Source organism: Saccharothrix sp. DSM 118769 (assembly GCF_052936295.1).
Window position 1 is genome coordinate 5884819 of sequence record NZ_CP193627.1, and the last position, 22427, is coordinate 5907245.

The following is a 22427-nucleotide window of genomic DNA, read 5'->3' on the forward strand; positions in this document are numbered from 1 at the left end:
GGCCCTACTCCCCCGCCTCGCGGTGCTCACCGGATCTGATGACCTGGGTCTTGCGGTGCTCGTCGTCGAGCAGGTCGAACAGCTCGCTGTCGGTGACGTCGTCGAGGTCGCCGTCGGCGCCGCCCGGGTCGTGCCCGGCCGTCCACGACGCGAGCAGCTCCGCCAGGCGCGCGGCGATCCCGTCGCGGTCGGCGCCCTCCCCGGCGCTGTCCAGGGTGGACTTCAGCCGGTCCAGCGCGGTCAGCACGGGGTCCGGCGCGGCGGCGTCCAGGCGGTCGCGCAGGTGCTCGGCGAGCCGTTCCGGGGTCGGGTGGTCGAAGACGAGCGTGGCGGGCAGCGCCAGCCCGGTCGCGGCGGTGAGCCGGTTGCGCAGCTCGACGGCGGTCAGCGAGTCGAACCCGAGGTCCGTGAACGCCTGGCGCGGGGCGACGGCGGCGGAGGAGGCGTGGCCGAGGACGTGGGCGACCGCGCGCAGCACCACGTCGCGCACGTCCCCGGTCGGGTTCGCCGCGCGGTGGCGCGGGCGGACCAGCGAGCGCAGCACCGCGGGCGGGTCGGTGAGGCGGCGCAGGGCCGGCGGGTCGAACCGGATCGGCACCAGCGCCGGTTCCCCGGCGGCCAGGGCGGCGTCGAACAACTCCAGGGCGGCGTCGGTGTCCAGCGGCGCCACGCCCGCGGCGGCGATCCGCCGCCGGTCGAGGTCGGTGAGCCCGTCGGTCATGCCGCCCCGCGCCCACTGGCCCCACGCGAGCGACACGGCGGGCAGGCCGCGGGCGTGCCGGTGCGCGGCCAGGCCGTCGAGGAACGCGTTCGCGGCGGCGTAGTTGGCCTGCCCCGGCCCGCCGAGCACCCCGGCGGCGGAGGAGAACAGCACGAACGCGTCCAGGTCGCCGGTCAGCTCGTGCAGGTGGCGGGCGGCGTCGGCCTTGGCCGCCCAGACCGCGGCGAACCGGTCGGCGTCCAGGGACTCGACCACGCCGTCGTCCAGCACGCCGGCCGCGTGCACGACGGCGGTGACCGGGTGCTCGGCGAGGAGCCGGGCCACGGCGGCGCGGTCGCCCACGTCGCAGGCGACGACCTCGGCACCCAGCTCGGCGGCGAGGTCGGCGGCGCCCGGCGCGGCCGGCCCGAGGCGGCTGACCAGCACGAGGCGGGTGACGCCGTGCCGGGCGGCGAGGTGGCGGGCGACCGTCGCGCCCAGGCCGCCCGTGCCGCCGGTGACGAGCACCGTGCCGCCGGGGTCGAACGCGGGCGGTGGGGCCGTGACCTCGGCGCGTTCGAGGCGGGGCACGTGGGTCCGCCCGGCGCGGACGGCCACCTCCGTCTCGTCGCCCGCGGCGGGCCGGGGGTCGGCGTCGGTGTCGGCCAGGGCGAACCGCCCGGGGTGCTCGGCGGCGGCGGAGCGGACCAGGCCCCACACGGCGGCGGCGCGCGGGTCGACGTCCTCGCCGTGCACCGACACCGCGTCGCGGGTGACCACCACCAGGCGGGCGTCCCCCGGTGCGGCCAGGAAGTCCTGCACGGCCCGCAACGCGTCCACCGGGTCGGTGGCGTGGTGGTAGCGGTCGGACTCCCGGACCCGCGGGGTGGGTGCCTCCGGCCAGGTGACCCGGTACAGGGCGTGGTCGCGCCGGGTGGCCGCCGGGGCGCGCAGGGTCAGGGACTCGACGTCGGCGACCGGTTCGCCGGACGGGCCGACGAGGCTGACGCGGTAGGTGTCGGGGCCGGTGGCGGCCAGCCGGGCGCGGACGGCGGAGCGGCCGGCCGCCCACACCGCGACCCCGGTGAACGAGAACGGCACCTTCGGGCGGTCGTCGGCGACCGTGACCGCCTGGAGGACGGCGTCCAGCAGCGCCGGGTGCAGCGCGAACCGGTCGGCGTCGACGGGCAGCTCGACCTCGGCGAACAGGTCGTCGCCCGCCCGGCCGACCGCGCGCAGGCCGCGGAAGGTCGGCCCGTACTCGAACCCGGCGTCGGCCAGGGCGTCGTGGAACCCGTCGAGGTCGACCGCGTCGCCGGTCCCGGTCCACGGCTCCGGCGGCGCGCTCCCCGCCGCCAGCGCGCCGGTGGCGTGCCGCACCCAGTCGCCGTCGGTCTTCGAGTGCACGGTGACGCCGCGCCGCCCGTCGACCGGCGGACCGACCGCGATGCGCACGTCGACCGGGCCGTCGAGCACCAGCGGGGCCTCCAGCACCAGTTCCGCGACCACCGGGCAGTCCACCTCCCGCCCCGCCCGCAGGGCCAGCTCCACGAACGCCGTGCCCGGCAGCAGCGCGGACCCGAGGACCCGGTGCTCGGCCAGCCACGGCTGGGCGGTCGGCGACAGCTGCCCGGTCAGCACGACGCCCTGGTCGTCGGGCAGCTCCACCACCGCGCCCAGCAGCGGGTGGTCGGCGGTGCCGAGCCCGGCGGCGGCGACGTCGGCGCTCCCGGTGGGCGTCAGCCAGAACCGCTCGTGCCGGAACGCGTAGGCGGGCAGTTCGGCGTGCCCGGTGGGCAGGGTCCACTCCGCGCCCTCGGCCCACGCCCGGCCCAGCGCGGCCAGGACGCGGTCCTCGTCGTCGCGCCGCATCACCGCGTTGGGCACCAGCGACGGGTGCGGGCCGATCTCCAGCAGCGCCGTGACGCCGTTGCCGCGCAACCAGTCCAGCGCGTCGCCGAACCTCACCGCCTCCCGCGCCTGGCGCACCCAGTAGGCCGGGGTGGTCATGTCGGTGGGGTCGCCGGTCACCGTGGACACGACGGGGAGCGTGGGCGGGTGGTAGGTCAGGGTTTCGGCGACCCGGGCGAACTCGGCGAGCATCGGCTCCACCCGGGCCGAGTGGAACGCGTGGCTCACGGCCAGCCGCCGGGTCCGCCGGCCCGGCCGCTCCCACCGGTCCGCGACCGCCAGGACCGCGTCCTCGTCACCGGAGACCACCACGGCGTCGGGGCCGTTGACCGCCGCGATCGTCACGCCCTCGGGCAGCGTCCCCGCGACCTCGGCCTCCGAGGCGCGCAGGGACGCCATCGCCCCGCCCGGCGGCAGTTCCTGCATCAACCGCCCTCGCGCGGACACCAGCGTGCAGGCGTCCTCCAGGCTCAACACCCCGGCCACGTGCGCGGCGGCGATCTCCCCGACCGAATGCCCCACCAGGTAGTCCGGGCGCATCCCCAGCGACTCGACCAGCCGGTAGAGCGCCACCTCGATCGCGAACAACCCCGCCTGCGTGTACCGCGTCTGGTCCAGGTCGACGTCCCACAGCCGCAGGTCGAGCCGGTCGCACACCTCGTCCAGGACCCGGGCGAACACCGGCTGGGCGTCGTGGAGGCGTCGCCCCATGCCGGACCACTGCGCCCCCTGGCCCGAGAACACGAACGCGGTCCTGCCGCCGCCCGTCTCGACCACCGCGTCACCCCGCGCCACGGCGTCGAGGTCGGCGGCGAGCCGGTCCGGGTCGGTCAGCGCGACCCGGTACGGCAACCGCGCCCGCGACGCCAACGCCGCACCCACCGCCGGATCACCCACGAACCCCCGCAACCGCACCGCCTGCGCCCGCACCGCCTCCGAAGACTTCGCCGACAACAACCACGGCACCCACACCGGCGACACAACGGCCTCCGGCTCCGGCTCCGGCTGCTCCAGGATCACGTGGGCGTTGGTGCCGCTGATCCCGAACGACGACACCCCCGCGCGGCGCGGACGCCCCGTCTCCGGCCACGGCGTCGCCTCGGTGAGCAGCCGCACGTCACCGCTCTCCCAGTCCACGTGCGTGGTGGGCCGGTCGACGTGGAGGGTGCGCGGCAGCGTGCCGTGACGCATGGCCTCGATCATCTTGATCACACCGGCGACACCGGCCGCGGCCTGCGTGTGCCCGATGTTCGACTTCACCGACCCCAGCCAGAGCGGTTCGGCGCGGTCGGCGCCGTAGGTCGCCAGGAGGGCTTGCGCCTCGATCGGGTCGCCCAGCGTCGTACCGGTCCCGTGCGCCTCGACGGCATCGACGTCGGACGGTCGCAGACCCGCGTTCGCCAACGCCTGCCGGATCACCCGCTCCTGCGACGGACCGTTGGGCGCGGTCAACCCGTTCGACGCCCCGTCCTGGTTCACCGCCGTGCCCGCCAGCACCGCCAACACCCGGTGACCGTTGCGGCGCGCGTCCGACAGCCGCTCCAGCAGCACCAGCCCCGAGCCTTCCGCCCAACCGGTGCCGTCGGCCGCGTCCGCGAACGACTTGACCCGCCCGTCCGGGGCCAGACCGCGTTGACGGGAGAACTCGACGAACCCGGACGGCGTCACCATCACCGTCACCCCGCCGGCCAGGGCCAGGTCGCACTCCCCCGACCGCAGCGCCTGCGCCGCCAGGTGCATCGCCACCAACGACGACGAACACGCCGTGTCCACCGACACCGCCGGACCTTCCAGCCCCAGCAGGTAGGACACCCGGCCCGAGGTCACGCTCGTGGCCGTACCGGTGGACAGGTAGCCCTCCAGGTCGGCGGCCTGCGCCCCGCCGCCGTAACCCGACGACCAGATGCCGGTGAACACGCCGGTCCGGCTGCCGCGCAACGAGGTCGGGTCGATCCCGGCGTGCTCGAACGCCTCCCACGCCGTCTCCAACAACACCCGCTGCTGCGGGTCCATCGCCAACGCCTCACGCGGCGAGATCCCGAAGAACCCGGCGTCGAACCCCGCCGCGTCACCCAGGAACCCGCCCGACCGCGTGTAACTCGTCCCCGGACCACCCTCCGGGTCGTACAACCCCGCCAGGTCCCAACCCCGGTCGGCAGGGAAATCGCCGATCGCGTCCACACCCCCCGACACCAACCCCCACAACTCCGCCGCCGAACCGACACCACCCGGGTACCGGCACCCCATCCCGACCACCACCACCGGGTCGCCCGTCACGGCCGCCGCGACCGGTTCCTCGACCCGGCGCTCCCGGCCCAGCAGGACCCGGCGCAGGTGCTCGGCCAGGGCGGCCGGGGTCGGGTGGTCGAACGTCACGGTCGCGGGCAGCGCCACGCCGAGCGCGGCGGACAGCCGGTTGCGCAGCTCGACGGCGGTCAGCGAGTCGAACCCGAGGTCCTTGAACGCCCGCTGCGGGGCGACGGCCCCGGACCGGCCCAGGACCACGGCGGTGTGCGAACCGACCAGGTCGAGCACCACGGCGTGCTGGTCGGCCTCGGGCAGCGACGCGAGCCGGCCCGCCCAGCCGGTGTCCGCGCCCCGGCGGGCGCGGCGGGTCAGCCCGCGCAGCGCCGGGGCCGTCAGGTCGAGGCGGGCGGGCACCAGCGCGGGACCGCCGTCGCCCAGGGCGGCGTCGAACAGCGCCAGCGCGTGCTCGGTGGACATCGGCACGACGCCGGAGCGTTCGAGGCGGGCCCGGTCGGCGTCGGTGAGGTGACCGGTCAGGCCGCTGTCCTGCGCCCACTGGCCCCACGCCAGCGACACGGCGGGCAGGCCCAGGGCGTGCCGGTGGGCCGCGAGCGCGTCCAGGAAGGCGTTGGCGGCGGCGTAGTTGGCCTGCCCCGGCCCGCCGAGCACCCCGGCCGCCGAGGAGAACAGCACGAACGCCTTCACGTCGCCGACCAGCTCGTGCAGGTGCCACGCGGCGTCGACCTTGGGCCGCAGCACGTCGTGCAGGCGCTGCGGGGTCAGCGAGGTCACCACGCCGTCGTCCAGCACGCCGGCCGCGTGCACCACGGCGGTCAGGTCGGGGATCTCCGCGAGCACGTCGGCGAGCGCGGCCCGGTCGGTCACGTCGCACGCGACGACGGACACGTCCGCGCCCTCGATCTCCACCGCACCACCCCGGCGGCCCAGCAGCACGAGCCGCCGGACGCCGTGCCGGGCCACCAGGTGCCGGGCCAGCAGCAGGCCCAGGGTGCCGGTGCCGCCGGTGATCAGCACGGTGCCGTCCGGGTCGAGGGTGCCGGGTTCGGCCGCCACGCGCGTGAGCCGGGCCGCGAGCACCGCGTCACCCCGGACCGCCGCCTGGAACTCGTCGGCGGGCACCAGGACCTCGCCGTCGTGGTCGACGTCGAGCAGCGCGAACCGACCCGGGTGCTCGGCCTCGGCGGCCCGGACCAGCCCCCACACCGACGCGGCGGCGAGGTCGCCCCCGTCCACCGCGCCGCGCGTGACGACGACGAGCCTGCCGTCCGCCGAGGTGCGCAGGAAGTCCTGGACGACGGCCAGGGTCTCCTCCACGAGGGTGTGCGCGGCCCGGACCGGATCGATCCCGGACGGGCTGACCACGTGGTGGACGACCGTGTGCGGGACGGCCGCGTGCGGGACGAGCGGCGCGGTGACGGGCACCCAGTCGAGGCGGAACAGGCGGTTGTCGCGCGCCCGGAAGTCCGCCGTCATCGGCCGCACGGTCAGCGCCTCCACCACGGCGACGGGTTCGCCCGCGTCGGTGGCCAGCACGACCCGGTAGGTGTCGCGCCCGGTCGGCGTGAGCCGGACCCGCACCGCGGACACGCCCGCTTTCAGCACCGCGACCCCCGCGAACGAGAACGGCACCGCACCGGCGGCGACCAGCGCGAGGGGCTGCAACGCGGCGTCGAACAGGGCCGGGTGGAGGTCGAACGCGTCATCGGCGGGCAAGGTGACCTCGGCGGGCAGCGCGACCTCGGCGAGCAGGTCGGCACCGTGCCGCCACACCGCGCGCACGCCCTCGAACGCCGGGCCGTACTCGTAGCCGCGAGCGGCGAGGTCGTCGTAGAAACCGGCGAGGTCGACGGGTTCGGCGTCCGACGGCCAGGTCCACGCCGGTGTCGCGGGCACCTCGACGCCGAGCGTGCCGCGAGCGTGCCGCACCCAGGTGTCGTCGGTGCGGGAGTGGATCGTGACCTCGTTCCCGTCGACCACGACCTGGACCGACACCGGACCCAGCACCAGCGGGGCCTCCAGCAGCAGTTCTTCCACCACGGGCCGGCCGACCTGGTCCCCGGCGCGCCGGGCCAGTTCCAGGAACCCGGTGCCGGGCAGCAGCACGGACCCGTGGACGGCGTGGTCGGCCAACCACGGCTGGGTGGCGGTGGACAGCCGCCCGGTGAGCACGACGCCCCGGCCGGCGGCGAGTTCCACGGCCGCGCCGAGCAGCGGGTGGTCGGTCGCGTCGAGCCCGGCCGCGACCACGTCGGCGGACCCCGCCGAGGCGTTCATCCAGTAGTGCTCGTGCTGGAACGGGTAGGTGGGCAGGTCCAGGTGTCCGGGGGGCGCGGGCCAGACGACGTCCACGCCGGCGACGAACAGCCGAGCGGCAGCGGTGTCGAAGTCACTGTGGTCGCGGCGCAGGGTGCCGGTGGCGAACGGGACGTCCAGCGCGGGCACCAGCACCGGGTGCGGGCTCACCTCCACGAAGACGTCGTGCCCTGCCGTCGTCAACGCCTCGACGGCCCGGTCGAACCGCACCGGTTCACGCAGGTTGCGGTACCAGTACTCGGCATCGACCATTCCCACCAGGCCATCGGTCACCGTGGAATAGAACGGAACCTGGGCGTCGAGTGGCCTGATGTCCGCCAGATCGGCCAGCAGACGTTCGCGAAGAGCCTCCACCTGCGCCGAATGCGCCGCGTAGCTCACCGGAATACGCCGAGCCCGCACGTCCTCCCGGCCGCAGACCTCCAACAACTCCGCCAACGCGCCAGGCTCACCCGACACGACCACGGCGGTGGACGAGTTGACCACCGCCACCGACAGCCGATCACCCCACCGCGACAGCAGCTCGGAGTCCGCCGGCAAGCCGACCGAGACCATGCCGCCCAGACCCGAGATCGCCACCAAAGCCTTGCTGCGCAACGCGACCACCCGAGCCGCGTCCTCCAACGACAACGCCCCAGCCACATAAGCCGCCGCGATCTCACCCTGCGAGTGACCCACCACCGCATCCGGCTCGACGCCGTAGGAACGCCACAACGCGGCCAAACCGACCATCACCGCGAACAACGCCGGCTGCACCACATCCACGCGGTCCAACTCGCCGCCGTCCAAGACCTCCACCAACGACCAGTCCACATGCGGCGCGAGAGCCTGCGCACACGCGTCGATCGCCTCCCGGAACACCGGCTCGACCACGTACAACTCACGACCCATGCCGACCCACTGCGCGCCCTGACCAGGGAACACGAACACCGTCCGGCGCGGCGACCCCGCCATACCGGTCACCACGTCCGACCCGAGGATCGCCGCACGATGCTCGAACCGCGCCCGACCGGCCAGGGCCTGACCGATCCCCGCCACCCCAGGCCGGGCCGCCGCGAACTCCCGCACCCGCCGCACCTGCTCCAGCAAAGCGGTCTCGCTCTTCGCCGACACCACCCAGGGCAGGTCCACGACGTCCACCGGAGCATCCGGTGCCTGTTCGAGGATGACGTGCGCGTTCGTGCCGCTGACCCCGAACGACGACACCCCCGCGCGGCGCGGACGACCCGTCCCCGGCCACGGCGTCGCCTCGGTGAGCAGCCGCACGTCTCCGGCCGACCAGTCCACGTGCGGCGTCGGCTCGTCCACGTGCAACGTCTTCGGCAGCACGCCGTGCCGCAACGCCATCACCATCTTGATCACACCGGCGACACCGGCGGCGGCCTGGGTGTGCCCGATGTTCGACTTGAGCGAGCCCAGCCACAACGGCTCCGCACGATCAGCCCCGTACGTGGCCAACAACGCCTGCGCCTCGATCGGGTCACCCAGCGTCGTGCCGGTCCCGTGCGCCTCCACCGCATCCACATCGGACGGTCGCAGACCGGCGTTCGCCAACGCCTGCCGGATCACCCGTTCCTGCGACGGGCCGTTGGGCGCGGTGAGGCCGTTCGACGCGCCGTCCTGGTTCACCGCCGATCCGGCGAACACCGCCAGCACCCGGTGACCGTTGCGGCGCGCGTCCGACAGCCGTTCCAGCAGCACCAGCCCGGAGCCCTCGCCCCAGCCGGTGCCGTCGGCCGACGCGGAGAACGCCTTGCACCGGCCATCGGCCGACAGCCCGCGCTGGCGCGAGAACTCGGTGAACCCCAACGGGTTCACGATCACCGTGACGCCACCGGCCAGCGCGAGATCGCACTCCCCCGACCGCAGCGCCTGCGCCGCCAGGTGCATCGCCACCAGCGACGACGAGCACGCGGAGTCCACCGACAGCGCCGGACCGCGCAGGCCCAGGTGGTAGGCGACCCGGCCGGACGTCACGCTCGGCGAGATGCCGGTGGCGAGGTAGCCCTCGGCGTCACGCGGCGCGAGGTCGGCGTTGCCCCCGTACCCGGAGGACCACAGCCCGGTGAACACCCCGGTCTGACTTCCCCGCAGCGAGGTCGGGTCGATCCCGGCGTGCTCGAACGTCTCCCACGCCGTCTCCAACAACACCCGCTGCTGCGGGTCCATCGCCAACGCCTCACGCGGCGAGATCCCGAAGAACTCCGCGTCGAACCCCGCCACATCCGACAGGAACCCACCCGAACGCGTATAACTCGTCCCCGGATGATCCGGATCAGGGTGGAACAACCGCTCCACATCCCACCCACGATCAGACGGGAACCCGCCGATCGCGTCCACACCCCCCGACACCAACCGCCACAAACCCTCCGGCGACCCCACACCACCCGGCAGACGACACCCCATACCCACGATCACCACCGGGTCGTCGTCCACCGCCTGGACCACCGGGGCGGCCACCTCGCGGCGGGTGCCCGCGACCCGGTCACGCAGGTGGTCGGCCAGCTCCTCGGGGGTCGGGTGGTCGAAGACCAGCGTGGCGGGCAACCGCAGCCCGGTCGCCGACGCCAACCGGTTGCGCAGCTCCACCGCCGTCAGCGAGTCGAAGCCCAGGTCCCGGAACGCCAGCCGGGGGGTGACCGCGGCGGCGTGGGTGTGCCCGAGCACGGCCGCGGTGTGGGTGGTGACCAGCGCCAGCAGGTCGGCCTCCGGCGCGGCGGGCGGCGGGAGGGCGCGGGTCGTGCGGGTGGTCAGGTGGGCGGTGGTCACGGCCGGTTCACCGCCGGCCAGGGCCGCGTCGAAGAGCGCGAGCGCCTGCGAGGTCGTCATCGGCGCGATGCCGGCGCGGGCGAAGCGCTCCTCGTCGGTCGCGGTGAGGTGCGCGGTCATCCCGCTGCTCTCGGCCCAGTACCCCCACGCCATCGACACGGCGGGCAGGCCGAGTGCGTGCCGGTGCCGGGCCAGGGCGTCGAGGTAGGAGTTGGCCGCCGCGTAGTTGGCCTGCCCGGGGGTGCCCAGCACGCCGGCGGCGGCGGAGAACAGCACGAACGCGTCCAGGTCGCCGGTCAGCTCGTGGAGGTGCCACGCGCCGTCCACCTTGGGCCGCAGCACCCCGGCCAGCCGCTCGGTGGTGAGCCCTTCCACCACGGCGTCGTCGAGCACCCCGGCGGCGTGCACCACCACCCTCAGGTCCGGGACGGACGCCACCAACTCCGCGACCTGCCCGCGATCCGACACGTCGCACGCCACCACCCGCACCTCGGCGTCCAACACCGGAACCGGACCACCACGACGGCTCACCAGCACCAACCGCCGGACACCGTGCCGCTCGACCAGGTGCCGCGCCACCGCCAACCCCAACGTCCCCGTACCACCGGTGATCAGCACCGTGCCCTCGGCGAGGTCGGGCACGGTGAGCACGAGCTTGCCGACGTGCCCGGCCCGGCTCATCAGCCGGAACGCGTCCGCCGCGCGCCGGAGGTCGGTGGTCGCGATCGGCGGCAGCCGGAACACGCCCTCGGCGAACAGCCGCAGCACTTCGGCCAGCACCTCGCCCAGGTGCGCGGGGTCGGCGTCGTTGAGGTCGAACGCCCGGTAGTTCACCCCTTCGGGGGTGCGGACGTCGGTCTTGCCCATCTCCACGAACCGGCCGCCCGGCGCGAGCAGCCGCAACGACGCGTCGGTGAACTCACCCGCCAACGAGTTCAACACCACGTCCACACCCGGGAAACGCCCCTCGAACTCCACCGTCCGCGACGAGGCGATGTGCCCGTCGTCCAACCCCAAGCCGCGCAGCACGTCCCACTTGCCGGGACTCGCCGTCGCGAACACCTCCGCACCCAGGTGCCGCGCCAACTGGATCGCCGCCACGCCGACGCCACCCGCGCCGGAGTGGATCAGCACGCGGTCACCGGCCCGCAGGCCACCGAGGTCGACCAGGCCGTGCCACGCCGTCAGGAAGGCCACCGGCACGGCCGCCGCCTGCCCGAACGACCACCCGTCCGGGACCGGCGCCAGCAACCGGTGGTCCGCCACCGCACGCGGACCGAACGCACCCGGCACCAACCCGAACACCCGATCACCGGGACGGAAGGGAACACCCGGACCGACGTCCAGGACCGTCCCGGCGGCCTCACCGCCCAGCGGTGCCGCGCCGGGGTACATCCCCAGCGCGATCAGCACGTCCCGGAAGTTCACCCCCGCCGCGCGCACCCGGACGCGCACCTGGCCCGGTTCCAGCGGCCCTTCGGCGACGTCGGCGAACACCAGGTCGTCCAGGCTGCCCGTGCCGGACTCGACCAGCCGCCACGGGCCGTCGAGCGACGGCGGGCGCGGGCTGAACGACGCCTGCCGGGGCACGAGGGCGGTGCCGCCGCGCAGGGCCAACTCCGGCTCGTCACCCGCCACCGCGGCGGCGGTCGCCGCCTGCTCGGGTGTCGCGTCGCCGTCCAACTCGACCAGCGCGAACCGCCCGGGGTGCTCGGCGGCGGCACTGCGGACCAAACCGCGCACCGCCGCGCCCGCCGGGTCCGCCGCGCGGACGGGCACCACCAGGCGGGCCGGGTCGTCGGAGCGCAGGTGGTCCTGCACCAGGGTCAGGGCCTGCCGGGTGAGGGCGTGCGCGGACCCGGCGTCGGCCGCCCCGGCGAGGACCGGCGCGAGCCGCACCGGCACGGGCGGGGCCTCGGCCGGCGGCACCCAGTCCGTCCGCAGCAGCGTGACCCGGGCGGCCGGGCGCACGGTCAGGGCGTCGATGGTCGCCACCGGCGCGTCCGCGAGGTCGGTCACGGTCGCGGTGAAGGTGTCCGGTCCGGTGCGCGCCAAGTGGACCCGGGCCACCGAGACGCCCAGCGCGTGCACGGCCACACCGGTCAAGGAGAACGGCAGTCGCACCCGGTGGTCAGGGTGCAGCAGGACGACCGGTTGCAGCGCCGCGTCCAGCAACGCCGGGTGCAGGCCGAACCCGGTGCCGTCGGGCACGTGCACCTCGGCGAACACCTCGTCGTCACCGTGCTCAAGCGTGCGGATGCCCCGGAACGCCGGGCCGTACTGGTAGCCGAGGGCGGAGAGGTGGTCGTAGAAGGCGTCCGGATCGACCTGCGCGCCGCCGGGCGTCCACGGGGACGCGGTGGCGGGACGACCCGGTTCCAGCGTCCCGGACGCGTGGCGGGTCCACTCGCCGTCGACCCGGGAGTGCACCGACACCGGCCGCCGGTCCGCGTCGTCCGGCGCGCCCACGGACACCTGGACGGGGGTGGGCCGGTCGGTCAGGACCAACGGCGCGTGCAGGACGAGGTCGGCCACGGCCGGGTGCCCCAGCGCGCGTCCGGCCGTGGTGACCAGCTCCACGAACGCCGTTCCGGGCAGCAGGACCGTGCCGTCGACCGCGTGGTCGGCCAGCCACGGGTGGGTGCGGGTGGACAGCCGACCGGTCAGCACCGCGCCCCCGTCCGGCAGCGGGACGAGGTCGTCGAGCAACGGGTGCCCGAGGCTGGACTCCGAAGCGGTGCTGGTGAGCCAGTACCGCGTGCGTCGGAACGGGTAGGTGGGCAGGGTGATCCGGCCCGGTGCCGCCGGGGGCAGGTCGTGGCCGCGCACGACCAGCGCCGCGAGGGCCGTGCGGAAGTCGCCGTGGTCGCGGCGCAGGGTGCCGGTGGCGAACGGGACGTCCAGCGCGGGCACCAGCACCGGGTGCGGGCTCACCTCCACGAACACGTCGTGCCCTGCCGTCGTCAACGCCTCGACGGCCCGGTCGAACCGCACCGGTTCACGCAGGTTGCGGTACCAGTACTCGGCATCGACCATTCCCACCAGGCCATCGGTCACCGTGGAATAGAACGGAACCTGCGCGGCGAGTGGCCTGATGTCCGCCAGATCGGCCAGCAGACGTTCGCGAAGAGCCTCCACCTGCGCCGAATGCGCCGCATAGCTCACCGGAATACGCCGAGCCCGCACGTCCTCCCGGCCGCAGACCTCCAACAACTCCGCCAACGCGCCAGGCTCACCCGACACGACCACGGCCGTAGACGAGTTGACCACCGCCACCGACAGCCGATCACCCCACCGCGACAACAACTCCGAGTCCGGCGGCACAGCCACCGACACCATCCCACCCAGACCGGAGATCGCCACCAAAGCCTTACTGCGCAACGCGACCACCCGCGCCGCGTCATCGAGCGACAACGCCCCAGCCACATAAGCCGCCGCGATCTCACCCTGCGAGTGACCCACCACCGCATCCGGCTCGACGCCGTAGGAACGCCACAACGCGGCCAAACCGACCATCACCGCGAACAACGCCGGCTGCACCACATCCACGCGGTCCAACTCGCCGCCGCCCAGGACCTCCACCAACGACCAGTCCACATGCGGCGCGAGAGCCTGCGCACAGGCGTCGATCGCCTCCCGGAACACCGGCTCGGCCGCGTACAACTCACGACCCATACCCACCCACTGAGCACCCTGACCCGGGAACACGAACACCGACTTGCCGAGCCCGGACGCCACCCCCGTCACCACGTCCGGCCCGAGGATCACCGCCCGGTGCTCGAACCGGGCACGCCCCGCCAGAGCCCGGCCGATCCCCACCACACCCGGATGAGCAGCCGCGAACTCCCGCACCCGCCGCACCTGCTCCAGCAACGCCGACTCGGTCTTCGCCGACACCAACCACAACGGGACGTCGACGGGTTCCGAGGACTCCGGCACGTGCTCCAGGATGACGTGCGCGTTCGTACCGCTGATCCCGAACGCGGACACCCCGGCCCGTCGTGGCCGCCCGGTCTCCGGCCACGGTGTCGCCTCGGCGAGCAGCCGCATGTTCCCCGCCGACCAGTCCACGTGCGGCGTCGGCTCGTCCACGTGCAACGTCTTCGGCAGCAGACCGTGCCGCATCGCCTCGACGACCTTGATCACACCCGCCACACCCGCCGCGGCCTGGGTGTGACCGATGTTCGACTTCACCGACCCCAACCACAACGGCTCCGCGCGGTCGGCCCCATACGTGGCCAACAACGCCTGCGCCTCGATCGGGTCACCCAGCGTCGTGCCGGTGCCGTGCGCCTCCACCACATCCACATCGGACGGCCGCAGACCCGCGTTCGCCAACGCCTGCCGGATCACCCGCTCCTGCGACGGACCGTTCGGAGCCGTCAACCCGTTCGACGCCCCGTCCTGGTTCACCGCCGTCCCCGCCAGCACCGCCAACACCCGGTGACCGCGCCGCCGCGCGTCCGACAGCCGTTCCACCAGCACCAGACCCGCCCCCTCGGCCCACCCGGCTCCGTCGGCCGCGGCGGCGAAGGACTTGCTGCGGCCGTCCGGCGCGCTCGCGCCCTGCCGGGACATCTCGGTGAACAGCGACGGGGTGGCGTTGATCGTCACGCCGCCGGCGAGGGCCAGGTCGCACTCCCCCGACCGCAGGGCCTGCGCCGCCAGGTGCAGTGCCACCAGCGACGACGAGCAGCCGGTGTCCAGCGACAGCGCGGGTCCTTCCAGGCCGAGCAGGTAGGCCAGGCGGCCGGAGCCGATGCTGGTCGCCGTGCCGGTGACCTGGTAGCCCTCCAGGTCGTCGGGGATCGGGCCGGTGGCGTACCCGGTGGACCAGATGCCGGTGAACACCCCGGTCCGGCTGCCGCGCAACGAGGTCGGGTCGATGCCCGCGTGCTCGAACGCCTCCCACGCCGTCTCCAACAACACCCGCTGCTGCGGGTCCATCGCCAACGCCTCACGCGGCGAGATCCCGAAGAACTCCGCGTCGAAACCGGCCGGGTCGGCGAGGAACCCGCCGTGCCGGGTGGTCGAGGTGCGCGGGCGGGTCGCGGTGGGGTCGTGGAGGCGTTCGAGGTCCCAGCCCCGGTCGTCGGGGAACGTGCCGATGGCGTCCGCGCCCTCGGACACGAGCCGCCACAGGTCGTCGGGCGACTCGACGCCGCCGGGGTAGCGGCAGCCCATGCCGACGATCGCGAGGGGTTCGTCGGTCGCGCTGGTCGGGGTGACGACCGCCGCGGTGCCCTCCCCGCGCAGGTGCGCGGCGAGGCGTTCGGGCGTGGGGTGGTCGAAGACGAGGGTGGCGGGCAGCGTGCGGCCCAGCGCCGCGCCGAGGCGGTTGCGCAGCTCCACCGCCGTGAGCGAGTCGAACCCGAGGTCCTTGAACGCCCGACCGGTGTCGACGACGTCCGGCGAGGCGTGCCCCAGCACGGCGGCCGTGTGCGTCCGGACCAGGGCGAGGACGTCGGTGCCCGGCCGCACGGCGACCGGCTCGGCGCGTTCCTCGCGGACCCGCGCCTCGGGCAGGTCGGCGAGCAGGGTGCCGGGCCGCTGCCTGGTGTAGGCGGGAGTGAACGCCGCCCAGTCCACGGGGGTGACCACCGCGTGCGGCACGTCCTGGTCGAGCACGGCGCGCAGCGCGGCGAGCGCACGCCCGGACGCCATCTCGCCCAGGCCGAGCAGCCGTCGTTGCCGCTGGACCGACTCCAGCGCGGCCATGCCGCCCTCGGCCCAGATGCCCCACGACACCGACGTGGTCGCCCGGCCCTGCGCGCGGTGCTGTGCGGCGAGGGCGTCGAGGTAGGTGTTCCCGGCCGCGTAGGCCGCGCCGTGGCCGTCGCCCCAGACCCCGGCCGTCGAGGAGAACAGCACGAGCGCGTCGAGGTCGGGCAGCAGGTCCGCCAGGTTGTTCGCACCGGTGACCTTGGCGTCGATCACGTCGGCGAACCCGGCCAGGTCGTCGTCCGCCAACCGGCTCGCCCTGATCGCGCCCGCCGTGTGGAACGCGGACCGGACCTCGCCGATCCCGTCGAGCAGGGCGGCGAGGGCGTCGCGGTCGGTCACGTCGCACGCGGCCACCGTGACGCGCGTCCCGGTCGCGGCCAGATCGGCGAGCAGGTCGGCCGCGCCGTCCGCGCCGCCGCGGCTGACCAGGACGAGGTGTTCCGCGCCCTGGGCGGCCAGCCACCGGGCCACCTGTGCGCCGAGTGCGCCCGTGCCGCCGGTGACCAGGGTGGTGCCCCCCGGTCGCCAGGTGCGGACCGGCGGGGTCGGGTGGGCGCGGCGGAGCCTGCGGGCGAAGACGCCGTCGTGACGGATCGAGAGCTGGTCCTCCGCGCCGGTGATCGCGGCGAGCAGCCGGCGCACGGAGACCGGGTCGGGGGTGTCCGGGACGTCGACCAGGCCACCCCAGCGGTCCGGGAACTCCAGCGCCGCCGAGAGGCCCACCCCCCACGCCAGCGCCTGTCGCGGGTGGTCGCCGAACGCGCCGCGCGTCACGCACCACAGGGGCGCGGACCGCCGCCGCACCGCCTCCAGGGTCCGGGCGAGCCCGGCGGGCACGGCCGGGTGGTCGGGGTGCGGTGAGTCGTCGAAGGCCAGGAAGGACAGCACCCCGTCCGCCTCGTCGGCCGGGTGGACGATCTCGACGCCGTTGTCCCGCAACGCCGCTACCGCGGCGTCGACCCACGGGTGGTGACCGTCGGGCGTGAGCACCGACCACCGCCCGGTCGGGGTTCCGGCGGGTGCCACGGGCGACCAGGCGACCTCGTACCGCCACGGGTCCGCCGGTGCCGCCGACGTGAGCCAGTGGGACTCGTGCTGGAAGGCGTAGGTGGGCAGGTCCACGCGGCCGGCGGGCGGCAGGGCGGACGTCCAGTCCACGTCCAGGCCCGCGACGAACAACCGTCCGGCCGCGGTGAGGAACTCCTCGTGCGCGCCCCGGTCGCGGCGCAGGGTGCCGGTGACGACCGCGGCGTCCAGCGCGGGCACCAGCACCGGGTGCGGGCTCACTTCGACGAAGACGTCGTGCCCGGACGCGGCCAGCGCTTCCACGGCCCGGTCGAACCGCACCGGTTCACGCAGGTTGCGGTACCAGTACTCGGCGTCGGCGGTCTCCACCAGTCCGTCGTCCACCGTGGAGCGGAACGGAACCCGAGCCTCCAACGGCCTGATGTCCGCCAGATCGGCCAACAACCGTTCCCGGACCGCCTCCACCTGGGCTGAGTGCGCCGCGTAGCTCACCGGAATGCGTCGAGCCCGCACGTCCTCCCGGTCGCAGACCTCCAACAACTCCGCCAACGCGTCCGGCTCACCCGACACGACCACGGCGGTGGACGAGTTCACCACCGCGACCGACAGCCGATCACCCCACCGCGACAGCAACTCCGAGTCCGCCGGCAAGCCGACCGAGACCATGCCGCCCAGACCCGAGATCGCCACCAAAGCCTTGCTGCGCAACGCGACCACCCGAGCCGCGTCCTCCAACGACAACGCCCCAGCCACATAAGCCGCCGCGATCTCACCCTGCGAGTGACCCACCACCGCATCCGGCTCGACGCCGTAGGAACGCCACAACGCGGCCAAACCGACCATCACCGCGAACAACGCCGGCTGCACCACGTCCACGCGGTCCAACTCGCCGCCGTCGAGGACCTCCACCAACGACCAGCCCACGTGCGGCGCAAGGGCTTGCGCACACGCGTCGATCGCCTCCCGGAACACCGGCTCGACCACGTACAACTCACGACCCATACCGACCCACTGCGCGCCCTGACCCGGGAACACGAACACCGTCCGACGCAGCGACCCCACCACGCCCGTCACCACGTCCGACCCCAGGACCGCCGCACGATGCGCGAACCGGGCACGCCGCGCCAAAGCCCGACCGATCCCCACCACACCGGGACGATCGGCCGCGAACTCCCGCACCCGCCGCACCTGCTCCAGCAACGCCGACTCGCTCTTCGCCGACACCAACCACAACGGGACGTCGACGACGGGTTCCGAGGACTCCGGGGACTCCGGCGCGTGCTCCAGGATGACGTGCGCGTTCGTACCGCTGATGCCGAACGCGGACACGGCGGCCCGGCGCGGCCGGCCGGTCTCCGGCCACGGTGTGGCCTCGGTGAGCAGGCGGACGTTCCCGGCCGTCCAGTCCACGTGCGGCGTCGGCTCGTCCACGTGCAGCGTGCGGGGTAGGACCCCGTGCCGCAGCGCCATCACCACCTTGATCACACCCGTGACACCGGCGGCGGCCTGGGTGTGGCCGATGTTCGACTTCACCGACCCCAGCCACAACGGCTCCGCGCGGTCCTGGCCGTAGGTGGTCAGCAGCGCGTGGGCCTCGATCGGGTCGCCGAGCGTCGTGCCCGTGCCGTGCGCCTCGACGGCGTCCACGTCGGACGGCCGCAGTCCGGCGTTCGCCAGCGCTTCGCGGATCACGCGCTCCTGCGAGGGCCCGTTGGGCGCGGTGAGGCCGTTGGACGCTCCGTCCTGGTTGACCGCGCTGCCCAGCACGACCGCCAGCACGCGGTGGCCGTTGCGCCGCGCGTCCGACAGGCGCTCCAGCAGCACCAGACCGGTTCCCTCGCTCCAGCTGGTGCCGTCGGCGGACGCGGAGAACGGCTTGCTGCGGCCGTCGGGCGCGAGCCCGCGTTGCCGGGAGAACTCGGTGAAGACGTCCGGGGTCGCCATGACCGTGACACCGCCCGCCAGGGCCAGGTCGCACTCCCCCGACCGCAGCGCCTGCGCCGCCAGGTGCATCGCCACCAGCGACGACGAGCACGCCGTGTCCACCGACAGCGCCGGACCGCGCAGGCCCAGGTGGTAGGCGACCCGGCCGGAGGTGACGCTGGTGGCCGTGCCGGTGATGAGGTAGCCCTCCACGTCCTCCGGTACGGGCGTGCCGACCGCGTAGCCCGAGGACCAGATGCCGGTGTAGACGCCCGTCCGGCTGCCGTGCAGGGCGGTCGGGTCGATGCCCGCGTGCTCGAACGTCTCCCACGCGGTTTCCAGCACCAGGCGCTGCTGCGGGTCCATCGCCAACGCCTCACGCGGCGAGATCCCGAAGAACCCGGCGTCGAACCCGGCCGCGTTGTCAAGGAACCCTCCCTTGCTCACGGCGCTGGTGCGGCCGCTGCGCAGTTCGGGGTCGTGGAGCCGGGCCAGGTCCCAGCCCCGGTCGGCGGGGAAGTCGCCGATCACGTCGCCTTCGCGCTCGACCAACCGCCACAGGTCCTCCGGCGAGCCGACCCCACCCGGTAACCGGCAGCCCATGCCGACGATGACGACCGGGTCGTCGTTCGGCGCGGTGACGGGTCCGGGTTCGTCGGCCCTGCCGCCGCGCAGGTGCGCCAGCAGGGCGGCGGGCGTCGGGTGGTCGTAGATGAGCCCGGACGGCAGCCGCAGGCCGAGCGCGCCGTTGACGCGGTCGCGCAGCTCGACGCCCATGACCGAGTCGAAACCCAACTCCTTGAAGGTGAGCGAGGGGTCGATGTCGGCGACGTCCGCGTGCCCGAGGACGGCCGCGATGGCGGCGGTCACCTGCTCGTCGGGATCGGCGCTCGGGTCAACGCCCGGGTGAACGCCCGGGTCGGTGTCCGGGTCGGCGCTCGGCCGGGCCGTCCGGGCCGCGCTCGGCTCGGTGGCCGGTGCCGCCGCCGGTTCGGGCGGCGCGGTGTCCAGCCAGTGACGGCGGCGTTGGAACGCGTAGGTGGGCAGGTCCACCGGCCTCGTCGTCACCGGGAAGGCGGCGGTGAGGTCGACGTGCCCGCCGGAGGCGAAGACCAGGCCCGCGGATGCCAGGAAGTCGCGGGTCCCGCCGTGGTCGCGGCGCAGCGTCCCGGTGACGACGCCCGCCCCCTCGATCGCGGGTGTCAACAGCGGGTGGGGGCTCACCTCGATGAACACGTCGTGGCCGGTGTCCAGCAGCGCGGCGGTCGCCAGGTCGAAGCGGACCGGGTCGCGCAGGTTGCGGTACCAGTAGTCGGCGTCCAGCCCCGCGGTGTCGAGGGGCCCACCGGTCACCGCCGAGCAGAACGGCACTTCGCCCGTCCGGGGGCGCACGTCCGCCAGATCGGCGAGCAACCGTTCCCGGACGGCGGACACCTGCGCCGAATGGGCGGCGTAATCGACCGGAACGGCGCGCGTCCGAATGCCCGCTTTCTCGCATTCCGCCGTCAACTCCGCCAACGCGGTCACCGAGCCGGACACGACGACCGAATCGGCGGAATTCACCACGGCGACCGTCAACCGGTTTTTCCAGGGCACCAGGAGCCGTTCGACTTCTTCCACCGGAAGTGTGACGGAAGTCATTCCACCTCGCCCGGCCAGCGTGGTAAGCGCGCGACTGCGCAAAGCCACGACTCGGGCCGCGTCGGCCAATGACAACGCGCCGGCGACGTGAGCGGCGGCGATCTCACCCTGTGAATGGCCGACCACCGCGTCGGGTTCGACGCCGTACGAACGCCACAGCGCGGCCAGCGAGACCGTCATCGCGAACAGGGCGGGCTGGACGACGTCCACGCGGTCCAGCGGGCCGTCGCGCAGGACGTCGACCAGGGACCAGTCGGTGTGCGGGGCGAGGGCCTCGGCGCACGCGTCGACCGCGGCGCGGAACACCGGTTCGGTCCCGTACAGCTCGCGACCCATGCCGACCCACTGCGCGCCCTGGCCGGGGAACACGAACACCGTGCGCCCCCGCCCCTCGGCGCGGCCGGTGACCAGCCCGGGTGCCTGGCGGCCTTCGGCGAGCGCGTCGAGCGCCCGGTCGCCGATCACCGCGGCGCGGTGCGCGAAGTGGGTGCGGGTGGTGGCCAAGGCGAGGCCGACCCCGGCGGGCGACAGCCCGGGGCGGGCGGCGAGGTGGTCGCGCAGGCGGGCGGCCTGGGCGCGCAACGCCTGCGGCGTCCGGCCCGACAGCACCCACGGGACCGCGGACGTCCCGGCCGCGTCGGGCGGCGCCCCCGCTCCCGGTGCGGCGGCCCCCGCTCCCGGTGCGGCGGCGACCGCTCCCGGTGCGGCGGCGACGATCACGTGGGCGTTGGTCCCACCCATGCCGAAGGACGACACACCGGCGACCAGCGGCCGGTCGGGGCGCGGCCACGCCGTCAGCTCGGTCGGCACGCGCAGCTTGAGCGCGTCGAACGGGATCGCGGGGTTGGGCGTGTCGTGGTGCAGGCTCGCGGGCAGCGCCCGGTGCCGGATGCTCAGCACGGTCTTGAGCAGGCCGACCACCCCGGCGGCGCCTTCGAGGTGGCCGACGTTGGTCTTCGCGGAGCCGACCAGCAGCTCGGTGGCCCGGCCGGCGTGGGCGGCGCCGAGACCGGCGGCCTCGACCGGGTCGCCCACGGGGGTGCCGGTCCCGTGCAGCTCGACGTACTGCACGTCGTCGGGCCGGACGCCCGCCCGGCTCAGCGCCTCCCGGACGACCTCGGCCTGGGCGTCGGCGCTGGGTACGGTGAGGCCGGGGGTCGCGCCGTCGTTGTTCACCGCGCTGCCGAGGATGACCGCGTGCACCGGGTCGCCGTCGGCGAGCGCCCCGGCCAGCGGTTTGAGCACGAGCACGCCACCACCCTCGCCGCGCGCGAACCCGTCGGCACCGGCGTCGAAGGTGCGGCCGCGGCCGTCCGGGGACAGCCCGCCGAACTCGACCGCGCTCGTCTCGCGGTCGGCGGTGAGGTTCAGGTTCACCCCGCCGACCAGCGCCAACCCGGTCTCGCCGCGCCGCAGGCTCTCGACCGCGAGGTGCACGGCGACCAGCGCGGAGGACTGCGCGGAGTCGACGGTCAGGCTGGGGCCCCGCAGGCCGAGGAAGTGCGACACGCGGTTGGCGATGACGCCCCGGTTCGTGCCGGTCGTGGTGTGCGGGGTGGGTCGGCTCAGCGCCGCGTAGTCGCCCCAGGTCGAGCCGATGAACACGCCGGTCCGGCCGCCGGCGAGCGTGCCGGGGACGACGCGCGCGTCCTCCAGCGCCTCCCACGCCAGCTCCAGCACCAGGCGCTGCTGCGGGTCCATCGCCGCCGCCTCGCGCGGTGAGATCCCGAAGAACGCCGCGTCGAACCCCGCCACGTCGTCGAGGAACCCCGCCGGCAGTCGCCCCGCGCGTCCCGGGGGCGGCGCGGTGACCGCGTCCCGCCCTTCCCGCAGCAACCGCCAGAAGGCGTCGGTGCCGGGCGCCTGCGGCAACCGGCAGGACATTCCGATGATCGCGATACGGCCATCTTCGGAAATCTCCATCGGGCCCTCCCCCACCGCACGCGCGAATGCGAGCCGTTCCGGACGAAATGAATGCGGTCCACGACGACCGCGGCTCGAAGAGTGGTTGCACGACAGCGAAATGAGCCGACCTGAACGTACCTCGGGTTCACGTGGCGCGGCTACGGCCGGCGCGCGTTCTCGGAATCACGCATCGGGTTCCCGATACTGCTCCTGGCACGCCGGCCGCGGTTCGGCTTCAATGTGGCCG

At 74.5% G+C, this 22427-nt stretch carries 1 protein-coding gene; it reads right to left on the reverse strand.

Features of this window, described 5'->3' with window-relative positions:
• Positions 1-4: 4 nt before the first annotated feature.
• Positions 5-22198, reverse strand: a complete 22194-nt coding sequence (locus ACRAKJ_RS24970; RefSeq protein ID WP_438919374.1) for an SDR family NAD(P)-dependent oxidoreductase — start codon at positions 22196-22198, stop codon at positions 5-7.
• Between the last annotated feature and the right edge of the window lie 229 nt (positions 22199-22427).